The organism is Paraburkholderia sediminicola (assembly GCF_046027825.1).
Classification (GTDB): Bacteria; Pseudomonadota; Gammaproteobacteria; order Burkholderiales; family Burkholderiaceae; genus Paraburkholderia; species Paraburkholderia sediminicola_D.
This window is the reverse complement of sequence record NZ_JAQQDU010000004.1, coordinates 43,092-59,991: the sequence shown is the minus strand read 5'-3', so window position 1 is coordinate 59,991 and position 16,900 is coordinate 43,092. Positions and strand designations below refer to the sequence as shown.

Annotated in this window: 8 protein-coding genes; 3 read left to right on the top strand and 5 right to left on the bottom strand. The window is 63.4% G+C overall.

Features of this window, described 5'->3' with window-relative positions:
- Positions 1-6 precede the first annotated feature (6 nt).
- The 5 genes from glgX to PQQ96_RS03365 form a co-directional block, all read right to left on the bottom strand.
- Positions 7-2,226, bottom strand: a complete 2,220-nt coding sequence (gene glgX / locus PQQ96_RS03385) for a glycogen debranching protein GlgX (protein ID WP_408288746.1) — start codon at positions 2,224-2,226, stop codon at positions 7-9.
- Positions 2,227-2,324: 98 nt separating this feature from the next.
- Positions 2,325-4,535 carry a 1,4-alpha-glucan branching protein GlgB gene (gene glgB, locus PQQ96_RS03380; RefSeq protein WP_408288744.1) on the bottom strand — a complete coding sequence of 737 codons (2,211 nt, stop codon included), beginning with the start codon at positions 4,533-4,535 and terminating at the stop codon, positions 2,325-2,327.
- Positions 4,528-7,989 carry a maltose alpha-D-glucosyltransferase gene (treS, locus tag PQQ96_RS03375; protein WP_408288741.1) on the bottom strand — a complete coding sequence of 1,154 codons (3,462 nt, stop codon included), beginning with the start codon at positions 7,987-7,989 and terminating at the stop codon, positions 4,528-4,530. Before treS ends, glgB begins: the two co-directional genes overlap by 8 nt.
- Positions 7,986-11,429, bottom strand: coding sequence for an alpha-1,4-glucan--maltose-1-phosphate maltosyltransferase (locus PQQ96_RS03370; protein ID WP_408288738.1), 3,444 nt, complete (start codon positions 11,427-11,429; stop codon positions 7,986-7,988). Before PQQ96_RS03370 ends, treS begins: the two co-directional genes overlap by 4 nt.
- A 466-nt stretch (positions 11,430-11,895) precedes the next feature.
- Positions 11,896-12,558 carry a DUF1345 domain-containing protein gene (locus PQQ96_RS03365; protein WP_408288735.1) on the bottom strand — a complete coding sequence of 221 codons (663 nt, stop codon included), beginning with the start codon at positions 12,556-12,558 and terminating at the stop codon, positions 11,896-11,898.
- Positions 12,559-12,957: 399 nt separating this feature from the next.
- Here PQQ96_RS03365 and PQQ96_RS03360 point away from each other — a divergent pair, with 399 nt between their 5' ends.
- The 3 genes from PQQ96_RS03360 to PQQ96_RS03350 all read left to right on the top strand — a co-directional run bounded on the left by PQQ96_RS03360 (position 12,958) and on the right by PQQ96_RS03350 (position 16,780).
- The gene (locus PQQ96_RS03360; RefSeq protein ID WP_408288733.1) at positions 12,958-13,611 is read left to right on the top strand and encodes a sugar dehydrogenase complex small subunit; all 654 of its coding nucleotides are present in this window, start codon (positions 12,958-12,960) and stop codon (positions 13,609-13,611) included.
- A gap of 119 nt (positions 13,612-13,730) precedes the next feature.
- The gene (locus PQQ96_RS03355; RefSeq protein ID WP_408288730.1) at positions 13,731-15,332 is read left to right on the top strand and encodes a GMC family oxidoreductase; all 1,602 of its coding nucleotides are present in this window, start codon (positions 13,731-13,733) and stop codon (positions 15,330-15,332) included.
- Positions 15,333-15,352: 20 nt separating this feature from the next.
- Positions 15,353-16,780 (top strand): c-type cytochrome, encoded by a 1,428-nt coding sequence (locus PQQ96_RS03350; protein ID WP_408288728.1) that lies wholly within the window; start codon positions 15,353-15,355, stop codon positions 16,778-16,780.
- The last annotated feature ends 120 nt before the right edge of the window (positions 16,781-16,900 follow it).

Below are 16,900 nucleotides of genomic sequence, written 5' to 3'. Positions count from 1 at the left end.
TCTCGCCTACGTGCTCGGCGACGTATCGCTGACCGGCGCGTGCTCACCAGGATCGGGCGGCAGCGCGGTCAACAGCCGCGGCCCGTGCTGCGCGCCGGCTTTCCAGCCCGCCTGCCAATCCGCTTCGCCCACGGGCTGCGCCGCCAGCATCACGAGGCTATGCGCGGCCACTTCGACCTCGGGCACCGCCAACCGGTGCGGCGCGCTTTCCGGCTCCGCTGTGTCTAGCAGCACATGCCATTCCAGATGTGGCGCGGGTGGCGTAAAACGCAGCGTTTCCTCCGCAGCGTTGAGCATCATCAACAATACTTCCGTTTCGCCATTCAAACCTGGACCCGCGCGCCGCAGCGTGAACGCACGGCCTTCAGGGTCCTGCCAGGCTTCGATCGTGAGCGGATCGCCGTGTTCATCGAACCAGCCGACATCGAACAGGCCCGGCAACACCTCGCGGTCGCCGAACAGAAAGCGCGTTTCACGCAGCAGCGGATGCTGTTTGCGCAGTGCAATCACGCGCGCGACGAACGCAGTCATCTCGCGTCCGTCGCGTGACTCCGCGCGCTCCCAGTCAAGCCATGATAGTTCGTTATCCTGGCAGTACGCATTGTTGTTGCCGTTCTGCGTGCGCAGCGACTCATCGCCTGCCAGCATCATGGGCGTGCCGAGCGCCATCAGCAGCGTGGCGATCAGCGAGCGGGCCACGCGCTTGCGGGTTTCGAGGATGGCCGGATCGTCGGTGGGGCCTTCTACGCCCCAATTGCGACTGCAGTTTTCATTGTGGCCGTCGTTGTTGTCTTCGCGATTGGCCTCATTGTGCTTGTGCTCGTAAGCGGTGACATCGGCGAGCGTAAAACCGTCATGCGACGTGACGAAGTTGACGGATGCCCATGGTTTCCTGAAACGCCGGTTGAACAGATCGGCGGAGCCGGTTAGACGCGCGGCGAGATCGGGGCGCAGGCCCGCGTCGCCGCGCCAGAAGCGGCGTACCGTGTCGCGGAAACGATCGTTCCATTCGGCGAACCCCGGCGGATGATTGCCGAGCTGGTAACCGCCTGGGCCGATGTCCCATGGTTCGGAAATCAGTTTGCGTTGCGACAGGATCGGGTCCTGACGCAATACGTCGAAGAAGCCGGAGCCGGGATCGAAACCGTGTTGCTCGCGGCCGAGCGTCACGCCGAGATCGAAACGGAAGCCGTCGATATTGAATTTCGTCGACCAGTAGCGTAGCGAATCCGTCACCATCTGCAGTACACGCGGATGCGGCAGGTTCACGGTATTGCCGCAACCGGTGTCGTTGATATTGTGGCGTTCATCGCCGGGAATCAGGCGGTAGTAGCTGGCGTTGTCGAGGCCGCGCCACGAGACGGTCGGCCCCATCTCGTTGCCTTCGCAGGTGTGGTTGTAGACCACGTCGAGAATCACTTCGATGCCGGCCGCATGCAACTGACGCACGGCGATACGCATTTCATCGAGCCGGTGTGTGCTCAGATACGACGGCTCCGGCGCAAAAAATGCCGCGGTGTTGTAACCCCAGTAGTTGCGCAGACCGCGTTCCACCAGAAAGCGGTCGTTCAGAAACGCATGCACGGGCAGCAATTCGACGGCGGTCACGCCGAGCTTCAGCAAATGCCCAATGAACTCCGGCGACGCCAGCGCGGCGAACGTGCCGCGTTCGTGCTGGCGCAAATCGGGCCGCAACATCGACACGCCGCGCACATGCGCCTCGTAGACGATCGTTTCGCCCCACGGCACATTCGGACGCTTGTCGTGCGACCAGTCGAAGGCTTCGTCGATCACGACGCACTTCGGCATGGCCGGCGCCGAATCGCGCCGGTCGATGGAAAGGTCGGCGCGATTCGAATGCACGCGATAACCGAACAGCGCGTCGGACCAGCGAAACTGTCCGACCAGTTTGCGTGCATACGGATCGAGCAATAGTTTGTGCGGATTGAAGCGATGCCCATGCTGCGGCTGATACGGCCCATGCGCGCGAAAGCCGTACGCCGTGCCGGGGTGTGCGTTGGGCAGATAGCCGTGCCAGACTTCGTCGGTGCATTCGGGCAGCGTGAAACGCCTCATTTCCTTGCGACCGGTGGGATCGAACAGGCACAGCTCGATTTTCTGTGCATTCGCCGAGAACACCGCAAAGTTGACCCCGAGGCCGTCCCAGCTAGCGCCGAGCGGATAGGGCGAGCCGGGCAGAAGCCGGTCGGGCAGTGCATGCGACATGATTCCCCTTCCTTGTTCTGATTTATGAACGCTATCGTGGGACTTCATGCAACGAGCGCGTGGCTTGGCCGCCGCGCGCTCGCCTTACAACCCATCCTTTAATCCGCCCGCAAAACGATCGTCGCCAACGGCGGTAACGTCAGCGCAGCGGAATGCGGCCAGCCGTGGCTCGAGAGGTGGTCGGCATGGATCAACCCGCCGTTGCCCATGTTCGAGCCGCCGTACACGCTGGCATCCGTATTCAGCACTTCCACCCAGCGGCCGCCGCGCGGCATGCCGATCCGGTACCCGACCCGCGGCACCGGCGTCATATTGCACGCGACGACGAGTTCACGGCCCTCGCCATCGCTGCGGCGGTAGGCGTACACGCTGTTGCCGCTGTCGTCGCCCACCAGCCATTGGAAGCCGCCCGGCTCGCTGTCGAGCCGGTGCAGCGCAGGTTCCTCGCTGTACAGATGGTTCAGGTCGCGCACGAGCTTCTGCACGCCGTGATGATTCTGATCGTCAAGCAGATGCCAGTGTGGCGACGTGTCGTGGTTGAATTCCGCCATCTGGCCGAATTCGCCGCCCATGAACAGCAGCTTCTTGCCCGGATGCGTCCACATGAAGCCGAAGTACGCGCGCAGGTTGGCGAACTTCTGCCATCTGTCGCCGGGCATTTTGCCTAGCAGCGAGCCTTTGCCGTGCACCACTTCGTCGTGTGAGAGCGGCAGCACGAAGCGCTCGGAATACGCGTACACCATGCCGAACGTCATCATGTGATGATGGTATTGGCGGTAGACCGGATCTTCTTCCATGTAGTGCAACGTGTCGTGCATCCAGCCCATATTCCACTTGAACTGGAAGCCGAGGCCGCCGTCTTCGACGCGAGCCGTCACGCCCGGCCACGCGGTCGATTCTTCGGCAATCGTGATCGCGCCCGGCACGCCCGGCACATAGCCGACTTCGTGATTCAGCCGCTTCAGAAACGCGATCGATTCGAGATTTTCGCGTCCACCGTAGATGTTCGGCACCCACTCGCCGGGCTCGCGCGAGTAGTCGCGATACAGCATCGAGGCGACTGCATCCACGCGCAGGCCGTCGACGTGATAGCGCTTTAACCACGCAAGACCCGATGCCACCAGGAACGCGCTCACCTCGTTGCGGCCGAGGTTGTAGATCATCGTATTCCAGTCCTGGTGAAAGCCTTCGCGCGGATCGGCGTGCTCGTAGAGCGGCGTGCCGTCGAAGTCGATCAGGCCATGCGCGTCGTTCGGAAAGTGCGCGGGCACCCAGTCGAGAATCACGCCGAGGCCGGCCTCGTGCGCCTTGTCGACGAACCGGGCGAACTGCTCGGGTTTGCCGAAGCGTGCCGACGGCGCGAACTGTCCGAGCGGCTGATAGCCCCAAGACCCGCCGAACGGATGCTCGGCAATCGGCATGAACTCCACGTGCGTGAAGCCCATGCTTTTCACGTAAGGAATCAGCCGCTCGGCGAGTTCTTCCCAGGTGAGGCCGCGCTGACCTTCTTCGGCGACGCGCAGCCACGATTCGGCATGCACCTCGTAGATCGAGACCGGCGCGCGCGGGGTCTGTCTGGCGGCGCGCGACTGAATCCAGTCGTGATCGGTCCATTCAAACTGTTCGATCTCGTCGACATGCGCGACCACCGACGCGGTGCCCGGCGGCTTTTCCGTTTGCATCGCGCATGGATCGGCTTTCAGCGGCAACGGATGACCGTCGCGCGACAGCAACTCGTATTTGTAGCGCGTGCCGGGGCCCACGCGCGGCACGAACAATTCCCATACACCGGCCTGATGACGCAGCCGCATCGGATGACGGCGGCCATCCCACGCATTGAAGTCGCCGACCACCGACACGCGCCGCGCGTTCGGCGCCCATACGGCAAAGCGCACGCCCGGCACGCCGTCGATTTCCATCGGGCGTGCGCCGAGGCATTCGAGCACCGCGTACGGGTCGCCGCCGGCGAGACGGCCCAACGGCTCGTCGCCGAGAACGGGACCGAACGAATACGTGTCCTCGATTTCCTGCACGGTGCCGCGCCAGTCGATGCGCAAGCGATAGGGCGCCGCCGACGTGACGCGACCGGCGAACAGCCCTGGCCTCAGTGGCTCGAGCTCGCCGAGCGTTGTGCCGTCGGCGCGCGAAATCACGCTAACGTGCGTGGCATGCGGCAGCAACGCGCGTACCACTGGACCCGCGTCGGTCTGATGCATACCGAGCTGCGAGAATGGATCAGGATGACGCGCTTCAACGAGCGCGTCGATATCGAGCGGTTGGAGGCCTGCGGCCGGGTCATGCTCACTCATAGTCGCCCTCGGCCGGATTAGGCGGTGTGGCGGCGCCTGGCGCCTGGGTTGATGGATCGTGCGGTGAATGGCCGGTATCGCCGAGCAACCGGCTGGCCAGCGCCGCGAGGCCGCGTACCGGCAAACTGAGCCACGTCGGACGGTTGGCCGCTTCGTAACGGATTTCGTACGCGGCTTTCTCGATCAGGAACAGATCGAGCAAGGCCTGTTCAGCTTCGGGCGCCACCAGCGGGATCGGCGAATCCGCGACGGCGGCGCGGTATTCCTTCAGGAACGTTTCAGTCGCGTGCGCGCGGAAGCGGTCGAACAGCACGCGTTTGCGATCGGCCGTTTGTTGAGGCGCGCTTTCCATTGTGGATTGCGCCGCTGCGCTCGCATACGACAGTGAGCGTATCAAGCCGGCCACGTCGCGCAGCGGATTCGACTTCTGGCGCCGCTCCTCTAAGGTGCGCGCGGGCTCGCCTTCGAAGTCGATCAGATAGGCGTCGCCCTGCGCGACCAGCACCTGACCCAGATGGAAGTCGCCGTGAATGCGTGTACGCAGCGCACCCACATCGCCCGACACCAGCTTGCTGACGGCGTCGACCAATGCCGCGCGGCGGTCGATCAGGCTTTGCGCCAATGCTTTGGTATCGGGATCGCTCATCTGCGCGATGCGCGGCGCGAGCAGATCGAGCGCGCTGGCGAGCATGGACTGCGTGCCGTCGATCCACGCCTTCACCTGTTCGGTGCTGGCGGGTTCCGGCGCGAACGCCGGGTCGTCGGAAGGCGATGCGAGCACCACATGCAATTCACCCAGCCGCTTGCCGATGATGCCGGCCAGTGCGCTGTAGCCGTCCACGAGAATCGCTTCGTTGTCGCGATCCGGCGATTGCCCGTCCGTATCGACGGCGATGGCAAGTTCGTCCACCGAGCGGCGCAGGTAGTCGAGCGACCAGTTCCAGGCGTCGCCCTGATTGTCGATATAGCCTTGCAAGATAGCGAGTGTATGCGGCACGCCTTCGGGATCGACGCGCACCACTTCACCATACAGCGGCGCGGTGTTCGCGTAGCCGAGCTGGGTCAAATAGCGGCTGATTTCCGCTTCTGGATGAATGCCGCTGACCAGACGCCGCACCAGTTTCAGCACCGCGGCATCGGCAATGATGAGCGAGCTGTTGCTTTGCTCGGCTGCCAGCCAGCGGATGTCGGGCCGCTCGCCGAGATGATCGAGTTCGGCGAAACGCTCGGACGGCAGAAACCTGATCTCGCTCTTTTGCACGGTGGGCACGACGGCGCGTTCGCGCAGCTTGCGCAGCACGCCATGGGCGAAAATCGGCAGTGCGAACGCGTCCGTCAGATGGCCGACGTTGCGGCCACGGCGCACGCGCGCGAGCGCCAGTTGCATGAACAGCGGCGTGGTGGTTTCGCCGCCCCACGTGATGGCGATTGGCACGACGTAGCGTTCGGTGTGATTGCCCACGTCCGCTTCGATCTCGGTGAAAGCGAAGCCGCCGTTGGGGATCGTGGTCAACGCGGCGAGGCGCACGGCGTGCATCTTCTGATCCTTCGAGGCAAACCAGCGGCGCCGGCTCAACCACGACGGCAGCACTTCGGATTCGAGCAGACGCACGTTCTCCGGCGTCGGGCCGACCTGGCCCTCGCGGATCACGATGGTGACGAATTCCGGTAGCGGCTCCGAATGCGCCTGCGCCCACGTCGGACGCTGGCTACCCGCGCACAGCATGAACCAGAGGAAACCGTACGGCGGGAAGGTCAGCAGATAAGTAAGCTGGCCGATCGCCGGAAACACGGAATCGGCGGTCATTTCGATCGGTACCGAGCCGTTGAATTCGGACAGATCGAGTTCGACGGCTTGCGGTGCGCGCGACAGATTCGCCACGCACAGAATCGGTGGCTCGCCCGGCATCTCGCGCAGATACGCGAGAATCTTGCGGTTTTCCGGCTTAAGGAAACGGATCGTGCCGCGTCCGAAAGTTTGCTTCGCGCGGCGCGTGGCGAGCATGCGCCGGGTCCAGTTCAGCAGCGAATGCGGATCGCGGCTTTGCGCTTCGACGTTGACGGCGTCGAAGCCGTACAACGCACCCATCACCGGTGGCAGCACCAGTTGTTCAGGATCGGCGCGCGAGAACCCGCCGTTGCGATCCGACGACCATTGCATCGGTGTGCGCACGCCGTCGCGGTCGCCGAGGTGAATGTTGTCGCCCATGCCGAGCTCGTCGCCGTAATAGATCACGGGCGTGCCAGGCATCGACAGCAGCAACGAATTGATCAGCTCGATGCGGCGGCGGTCGCGCTCCATGAGCGGCGCGAGGCGGCGTCGAATGCCGAGGTTCAGCCGCGCGCGGCGATCACTCGCGTAGGTGTTCCACAGGTAGTCGCGCTCGGAGTCCGTCACCATTTCGAGCGTGAGTTCATCGTGATTGCGCAGAAAAATCGCCCACTGGTTCGTTTCCGCGAGATCCGGCGTCTGCCGCATGATGTCGGTGATCGGGAAGCGGTCTTCGCTCGCAATCGACATATAGATGCGCGGCATCAGCGGGAAGTGAAACGCCATGTGACATTCGTCTTCGTCGCCGAAATATTCCTTCACGTCTTCCGGCCACTGGTTCGCTTCGGCGAGCAGCATGCGGTTCGAATATTCGGCGTCGATGGTCGCGCGGATCTTCTTCAGCACCGCGTGCGTTTCCGGCAGGTTCTCGTTGTTGGTGCCCTCGCGTTCAACCAGATACGGCACCGCGTCGAGCCGCAGCCCGTCGATACCCATGTCGAGCCAGAAGCGCATGACCTGCAGCACTTCCTTCAGCACGGCCGGATTGTCGAAGTTCAGATCGGGCTGGTGCGAAAAGAAGCGGTGCCAGAAGTAAGCGCCCGCGACCGGATCATGTGTCCAGTTCGACGGCTCCGAATCGATGAAGATGATCCGCGTTTCCTGGTACTTCTGATCGGTATCGGACCACACGTAGTAGTTGCGATGATTCGACCCCGGCTTCGCGCGACGGGCGCGCTGAAACCATGGGTGCTGATCCGATGTGTGGTTGATCACCAGCTCGGTAATCACGCGGATGCCGCGTGCGTGTGCTTCCTGAATGAAGCGCTTCACGTCCGATAGCTGGCCGTAATCGGGATGCACGTTGCGGTAATCGGCGATGTCATAGCCGTCGTCGCGGCGCGGCGACGGATAGAACGGCAGCAGCCAGATCGCATTCACACCGAGCTCGGCGATGTAATCGAGCTTCGCGATCAGGCCCGGAAAATCGCCCACGCCGTCGTTATTCGCATCGAAGAACGACTTGATGTGTACCTGATAAATGATCGCGTCTTTGTACCAGAGTGGATCGTCGCTCAGGGCATCGGGCTTGCCGCGCCGATGCGAACGCGCCTTGGCAGCGCTACCGGCGGCTGTGCTCGCATGGGCCTGCAACGTGCGTTGGGCTGGATCGTCACGCTTCATGTCGCACCTTCCGTAAAGGTTGGGTTGCCAGCGTCGTCTGCGTGATAGTCGCTGTCGGCATCATCTGGGCGTTCGGCGGGCAAGCCGCCGAGCGGCGCGATGCACCAGATCGAAAATGGCTGGTTCGAACCGAGCTGGATGTGCTGCCAGCGGCCGTGCCATTCGAAACGCGCGCCGGTCATCTGATCGGTCACTTCCAGCGCGCCATGGTCGTGCAGATTCCAGTGCTGGAAAGTGTCCCACGACAATTCGATATCCGCGCCCTGTTCGTTGAACGGGTCGAGATTGATCGCCACCAGGATGACGTTGTCGCGTGCCTCGGTCGCTTTCTCGAAGAACAGCACGTGGTCATTGTGCGCCGGCAGGAACGTTAAGCCGAGATGTGTTTGCAATGCCGGGTTCGCGCGGCGAATCCGGTTCAGCGCCCTGATCTCGCCGACAATGTTGCCGGGCCGGTTCCAGTCCCACGCGCGCAGTTGATACTTCTCGGAGTCGAGATATTCCTCGCTGTTCGGCAGTGCTGCGGCCTCGCACAATTCGAAACCGCTATACACGCCCCACAATCCGGCGAGCGTGGAGGCCAACGCGGCCCGAATCAGAAAGCCCGAACGTCCGGACGACTGCAAATGCCGCGGGTTGATGTCCGGCGTATTGACGAAGAAATTCGGCCGGTAGAAATCACGCGCACTGGTTTGCGTGAGTTCGGTCAGGTACTCGATAAAGTCACGCTTCGACTCGCGCCACGTGAAATAGGTGTACGACTGCGAGAAGCCGATCTTGCCGAGCCGGTTCATCATGCGTGGGCGTGTGAAGGCTTCGGCGAGGAAGATCGTGTCGGGATGGCGCGAGCGCACATCGTCGATCACCCATTCCCAGAATGGCAGCGGCTTGGTGTGCGGATTGTCGACGCGGAAAATGTGCACACCCGCCTCGATCCAGAACAGGAATACGTCGCGCAAGGCGAGCCACAAATCGGGCTTGGCGTCGTGCGCATAGAAGTCGGGATTGACGATGTCCTGATATTTCTTCGGTGGATTTTCCGCGTAACGCAGCGTGCCGTCGGGGCGCCAGGCGAACCACGTGGGATGCGCCTTCAGCCAGGGGTGATCCGGCGAGCACTGGATCGCGAAGTCGAGCGCGATTTCGAGGCCGTGCGCGTGCGCGGCGGCCAGCATCTGCTTGAAGTCGTCGAGCGTGCCGAGTTCAGGATGCACGGCGGTGTGGCCGCCTTCAGCCCCGCCGATCGCGTAGGGGCTGCCTACATCTCCCGGTTGCGCATTCAGCGTGTTGTTGCGGCCCTTGCGATTCGCGACGCCGATCGGGTGGATCGGCGGGAAATACAGCACGTCGAAACCCATGTCGCGGATGCGCGGCAGTTTCGTGATGACATCGGCGAAGGTGCCGTGACGCGACTCGTCGTCGCTCATCGAGCGCGGGAAGATCTCGTACCAGCTTGCAAAGCGCGCGGCGGTCCGATCGGCATCGATCTTGTAGACGATCGGGTCGCGGCTCAGAAACGGGCGATGGCGTGCGGCGGTCATCGCCTCCGCGGTGGCCGGCGCAAGGATCAACGCGAGCTTCGTTTCGGCGTCCGCCTTGGTGAAGACCTTGACGAGTTGTTCGAGCGGCTCGGTCACCGCACCTTCCACCGTTTCCACTTCGGCGAGCACGAGCGCGAACAGATGCGTGGCTTCGTCGAGTTCCAGTTCGACAGTTTGGCCTGCCTTCAGCTTCTTCTGGATATGCTCGACTAGCGACGCGAAGTCGTCGCGCCAGGCGATAACGGTGAATTCGTGCCGGCCGAGGCGCTCCAGCGGGATGCGCGCTTTCCAGTTATCGAGGCCGGCCGGCGGTGCCGGGCGCATGGGTACTTCGTGCCAGGCGGTTTCGTCGGCGGCGCGCCAGACGACGGCGGCAGCGATCTTGTCGTGACCTTCGGCGAAGATCGCGGCGGTGATTTCGGCACGCTCGCCCACGGTGCGCTTGGCCGGAAAGCGTCCGTTATCGACCGAGGGTGTCACGCTCTCGATCGCCACGCGCGGCGCGCTGATCGCTTCGAGCACGGTCTTGTGGCCGCTGCGCTTGCTGGTCGCCTTGTCGATGGGCGGCGCGAGACGGACCGGTTTATCGGCGACCCCACGGAACAGGCGGACTGCGCCAGGTGCGAGCGTGAACGGCGCCAATGCGGCGGGCGTGGCATGCCCGGGCGCGTCGAGCGGGACGAAGCGCGTGAAGTTGCCCGGTACGCCCGCGAGGAAGCGGGCCGGATCGACGCGCACAGGCGCACCGAGTTCGGGATTGATGGCGATCAGGATCGCTTCGCTGGCGTTGCGCAGATCGGGGGTGTCGCCACGCAGCAACACCGCCGCGGGCGCGCCGGGCCCGCTTAGCGGGCGCAATTCGCCGTTGGCGTGCAGCGTCTTCGTCGTGCGCACCACCTCGTTCGCATGGCTAATCCGTTCCGTGAGATCGAATGGCTTCGACCGGCAGGCGAGGGCGAACTGCGCAGCGTCGCCGCGTGTCTGCGACATCGGCTCGGTGATGCCGTATTCGAAGCCCATCGGCATCATCCAGCCGGTGCCGGTCGAGGCCGACGCGAACAGCGCGCGCCGGTAGGCCCGCTCGACGATGGCGGCGTCGTGCGCGTCGCTGAGATCGGCGGCGAGGCGGGTGCCGTAAGGCGCTTCGGGAAAGGCGATGGGGGCGGCGATGCGGGCGAGCGCGGCATGCTCTTCCACCATCCAGCTGGCGCGGAAGTCCCACCAGCGCACCGACGAGAACACGCTGTCGAAGCCTGCGCCTTCGAGGCCGAGCAGATCGCTGCGCGCGAGACCCGGCGTGGCGGCGAGGAAGCGCACCTCGGGATGCTTCGCGCGCACCGCGTCGCCGAGTTGCCGCCAAACCGCGGCCGGCACCCGATGTGGCGAATCAAACCGGAAGCCGCCGACCCCGGCATCGGCCAGCGCCAGCAATTGCTGGGTCCACCAGCCGACTAGCGCGGCACGGCTGGCGGCGTCGTTGAAGTTGGCATACGCGACGTTGTCTTCGTGATGCACGTGGCGCGGATCGAGACGCGCCTCGTCAGACTCGAATGCGTGGAACCAGCCGGCATGTTCGGCGTACAGCGCGCCATCGGCAGCCATCCGGTCGATCACCAGATCGATCTGCAAGGTCAAACCGTTCTGGCGGGCGGCGTGCGCGAGCGTGCGGATCGCCTCCGTGGCCGCTTGCTGAGTCTCGAACAGCGGATGCAGGCGGCCGTGATTGCCGACCACCTGGCCGTGGCCCGCCCGGCCGGGCTCGAAGAGTCCGCCGATCAGCGCGTGATCGAAGCCCAGTCCGGCTGCGTGAGCGAACTGCGCAGGCCATGCATCGAGCGGCCCGACGAGAAGTGAATGGAAAAAGTAGATCCGTGGCGCGTACCCGTTCGGAGATTCCATCGGTCGTTTCCAGATTCGTCCTGCTGCGGTGTGGATGCAATTGGCATGCGATCACAACGCTCATTGGGCTTCCAGAGCCGGATACCGCGCGATGCGTGAAGCGAGGGCGCGTACTGGTCAATGTAGTGCAAAGATCGTCACGCCGCTGGCCAGTAGCGGGTGCTTTGACGCCAGGCGTCAATGGCACGGGGCTGGCCAGCACTATTCGCAAGACGCAGCAAACGTTGTGCCAGTGTGCTTTGGAATGAAACGAAGGGGCGGGTGAGCGCGCGCCCTAGGGGAAGGCGCGACGGGTGGCCAGAAGAGGCGGGGGTGCGGCGGGGGACGCCCCCCGTGTAAAACGGACGGGCGTCGCCCGGGTTTTACACGGGGTGGAGCGAGGCGGGTGCCAGGGTCGCAAAAGGCGATGTGGCGCCCGGCGGGGCAAGCGTTATGAGGGGGAAAACGTTTGGAGAAACACGGCGGGTCAGGAGCCGACCAGGCCAGCGGCAATGTTCACGCACAAGCCGAGCACGGCCACGTTGAAGTAGAACGACAGGATCGATTGCGCGAGCGTTGCGCGGCGAATCGTGCGGGAGCGCAGCACCACGTCCGAGGTTTGCGAGGCCACGGCAATGGTGAACGAGAAATACATGAAGTCCCAGTAGTCCGGCTGTAGCTTGTGGTCGGGAAACAGCAGCGCGGTCTCTGTTGCATCGGTATCGTAGTAAAGCCGCGCGTAGTGCATGGTGAAAATGGTCGGAATCAGGAACCACGCGCCGATCATCGTCAAGCCGGTCAACAGGTAGTGCCACGCGGTCGAGGCGCCGCCCGCGCCCTTCGCCGAGGCCAGTTCAAGCACGATCGCGGCAATGCTGGCGATCGTCGCGACGCAGATCACCAGCAGCACGATGCCCGCATTTTCATCGTCGCGTCTTGCGAATTCCCGGACGCGACCTTCGTCGGCGGCGGCCATATGCACCCAGATCAGCAGGAGATAGCTCCATATGGCGGCGTCCCAACCCGCCAGCATGCGCATTAATGGACGCGTGTGCTCGGGCGCGGCCAGAGCAGCCACGACGCCGAGGGCGAGGCCGATCAGCATGCGGGGGCGATTGCGAAGAACCTGCGGATAATATTTCGTGAGCATGGGATCAAGAGTGGTGGGTCATCTGTGTCGCGAATTCTACTCGTGCCTCAGGCACCATTTGTCGAATGGGCGAATCACAGGCTATAGTCTTTTGCAACAGCCCTGCGCGCCGCTTTCAGTTGAAAGGCGCCTGGCAGGCGGCACGCTTTTGCCTTACGTGCCTTACGTGCCTTACGTGCCATGCGTGCCGTGCGCCATGCAGTGAAGCTGTTTCACAAGGCTGTCATCAGCACGACGCAATGCGGCTCGCATCCGCATCATGCGGCCACACAAGATCGCTTAGGCGGCGCTGGACCAGGTTTGGGGTAGAGAAATCGACGCAACGCGCGAGCGGCATTACCTCATCGCCGCGTTGCCAGTTGAGAATGACTCACGATCGACTCACCATCTGGAGTCCCCATGACAGATGTTCCTGAGAATAACGATGCGCACCACGAAGTGACGCGTTCTGCCGGGTTTTCGTCGTCAACATCGTCGTCGCTGCCTTCCTCGCTGAGATCTTCGCAGTCGCCCTCGCTTCAAGCCTCGCGTTCGTTTTCAGCCTCGCGCAGGGCGTGGGTGCTGGGCGCATGCGCCACGGCTGTCGCGCTCGCGTTTGCCGGCGCGGGCCGCTCGCTTTCGTGGATCGCCCCGGCGTTTGCCGATGCGCCCGCAGGTGGCGGACTCGATGCCTTCCTTGCGCTCTCACAACGTCTCACTGGCCACACGGGTTTCGACGCCGTGCTCGGTAAACGTGTCTACGACGCCCTCGCTAAATCCGACAGTCAGTTCTCCCAGAACGTCGCCGCGCTCAACACGTGGCTGCAAGCGCATGGCGGCGTGCCGTCCGATACCGTCACGCAGGCATTGCAGGCCGATCAGCCGGCGCTAGCGAAATCCGTGAGCGCGATCATGCGCGCGTGGTATCTCGGTCTCGTGGGCGACATGCCGCATGTGGATGTCGTCGCTTATGAAAAAGCGCTGATGTTCGAACCGGTCAAGGACGTGCTGACGATTCCGTCCTATTGCCGTGACGTGCCGTTCTACTGGACGCAGAAGCCGGTGAGCGCCTGAAAGACGTTCCTCTCGCGCGTGCCGTAGTGTCGTATCGCCTGATTGGGTCGTTCGACGAAACGGCGGCGCGCGAAGCCAGCAAGCAACGATAAGCCAGTAGAAGAGAGAAGAGGGCAACAATGGCAAACTCAAATTCCGCCGACATCGTCGTGGTCGGGTCGGGCGTGGCAGGTGGGCTGGTTGCGCATCAGATGGCGTTGGCCGGGGCATCGGTGATTCTGCTCGAAGCCGGGCCGCGTATTCCGCGCTGGCAGATCGTCGAGAACTTCCGCAATTCGCCGGTCAAGTCCGACTTCGCGACGCCGTATCCCTCCACGCCTTACGCGCCGCATCCCGAGTACGCACCCGCCAACAATTATCTGATCCAGAAGGGCGACTATCCGTACAACTCACAATATGTGCGGCTGGTCGGCGGCACGACATGGCACTGGGCGGCCGCCGCGTGGCGGCTCTTGCCGTCGGACTTCCAGTTGCACAAACTGTATGGCGTGGGACGTGATTGGCCTTATCCGTATGAAACACTGGAGCCGTGGTATCTGTCGGCTGAAGTGCAATTGGGCGTTTCCGGGCCGGACAGCACGATCGATCTCGGTTCGCCGCGCTCGAAGCCTTATCCAATGAGCGCGTTGCCGCTGTCGTACATGGATCAGCGCTTTAGCGACGTGCTCAACGCGCAGGGCTTCAAGGTGGTGCCCGAGCCGGTCGCGCGCAACAGCCGTCCGTACGATGCGCGACCCACCTGCTGCGGCAACAACAACTGCATGCCGATCTGCCCGATCGCCGCCATGTACAACGGCGTGGTGCATGCTGAGAAGGCCGAGCAGGCCGGCGCGAAGCTGATTGCCCAGGCGGTCGTGTACCGCGTCGAAGCGGACAACAAAGGGCTCATCACGGCAGTCCACTACAAGGACCCGAACGGCAACAGCACCCGCGTGACGGGCAAGCTGTTCGTGCTCGCCGCGAACGGCATTGAAACGCCGAAGCTGATGCTGATGTCGACCTCCGACAAATTCCCGCACGGCGTCGGCAATAGCTCCGACCAGGTGGGCCGCAATTTGATGGACCATCCGGGCACGGGGGTCACCTTCCTCGCCAATGAACCGCTGTGGCCCGGACGCGGGCCGATGGAGATGACCTCGATCGTCAATTTCCGCGACGGCGCGTTCCGCTCCGACTACGCGGCGAAAAAGCTGCATCTGTCGAACGGCGTGCCGACCATGAGCGTGACCGCCGATCTGCTGAAAAAAGGCCTCACCGGCGCCGAGCTCGACCGGCAGATTCGCGACCGTGCGGCGCGCACGCTGAACATCAACAGTTTTCACGAGCATCTCCCGGAGCCGCAGAACCGAGTGGTGCCTTCGGCGGATCACAAGGACGCGCTCGGCATCCCGCAGCCCGAGATCTACTACTCGATCAACGATTACGTGAAGAAGAGCGCGGCGAATACGCATGAACTGTATGCGCAGATCGCCTCGCTGTTCGGCGGCGCCGAGGTCTCGTTCGACGATACGTTCGCGCCGAACAATCACATCATGGGTACCACCATCATGGGCAGCGATCCTGGGGATTCGGTCGTCGACACGGACTGTCGCACGCACGATCACTCGAATCTGTTCATCGCCAGCAGCGGCGTGATGCCGACTGCTGCCTCCGTGAATTGCACGCTGACGATCGCGGCTTTGTCGCTGAAGCTGGCCGACAAGCTCAAGCGTGAAATCTGAGCCCTGAACGGAGAGCCACAATGACGAAGAACACCTCTCGCGTGCAGCCGGCCGATACGCTTGTTCAGCGCACGCATCGTCGCCGCTTCCGGGTGGCGACGCTGGCGGCCGCCTTTTCGCTGTTCGCGCTGTATGCCGCCTGGCACGAGGCGCATGGACCTGGCGCGCGACATCACGACGAGTTGCCGATCACGCAAGCCCGCGCGGACGATGCTGCACAACCCGCCGTCGCGGGCGCCGCGCCAACGGCAGTGGCCAGCAGCGATCTGGTGAAACGCGGTGAATATCTCGCACGCGCCGGCGACTGCGTCGCTTGCCACACCGCTGACAAAGCACGCCCGTTCGCGGGCGGCCTGCCGATCAACACGCCGTTCGGCACGATCGTGACACCCAACATCACGCCCGACCCGGACACCGGCATCGGCCAATGGAGCGACGCCGATTTTCTACGCGCGATGCATGAAGGCGTCGGCAAGAGCGGCGAGCGGCTTTATCCGGCCTTCCCGTACGCGGAGTACACCAAGGTCACCGATCAGGACGTGCTGGCCATTCGCGCGTATCTGAACACGCTCACACCGATCCACTACGCGCCGCCGAGCAATAGCCTGAAATTTCCGTTCAACCAGCGCTGGCTGATGGTGTTCTGGAATCTGTTCAATTTCGACGAAGGCCGCTTCGTACCCGATCCGAAGCAAAGCGCCGAGTGGAACCGCGGCGCGTATCTGGTCCAGGGCCTCGCGCATTGCGAGGAATGCCATACGCCGCGCAATTTCATGCAGGGGTTGAAGACGAGTTCGCGCTTCTCTGGCGCGGTGCAGGCCGGCTGGCATGCGTACAACATCACGCCTGACAAAAACAGCGGTGTGGGCAACTGGAGCGACGACGAACTGGCGGCGTATCTGTCGACTGGCGCGGCGCCGGGCCGCGCCAATGCGGCGGGCCCAATGGCCGAAGTGGTGACCGACAGCACGCAATTTCTGACGCAGGAGGACGTCGGCTCGATCGTCACGTATCTGCGCTCGGTACCGCCGATCAACGGCGGGGAATCGCGTCCGCGCGATCAGTGGGGCAATCCCGCCGTCGACGACGTCACCGCGTTGCGCGGCACCACGATCAATGCAGTGAACGGTGCGCAACTGTTCATCGCCAATTGTGCGACGTGCCATAACTGGACCGGTCAGGGCGTCGGTGCAAGCGCGCCCGGCGCGTATCCGTCGCTGATTCACAACTCGGCGGTCGGCGCGAGTGACGCCAATAATCTGGCGATGGTCATCCTGCACGGCGTCAGTCGTACGACGAAACAGGCTGATGTGTTGATGCCCGCGTTCGCCACCCAACTCACCGACGATCAGGTGGCGGCCATCACCAACTATGTGACCAAACAATTCGGTAATCCGCAGTCCACTGTGACGGTGGATCAGGTCGCTACGTTGCGCGCACAGCAATAACCACTGCGCGGCCGGCGCGTTTTCCGGTAAGTCCTGCCGGAGACGCGCCGTTTTCGCGTCATTTCTACATCATTCGCGCGGCTCGGGAGACCAGGAAAAGCGAGGGACCGCGCATACGCA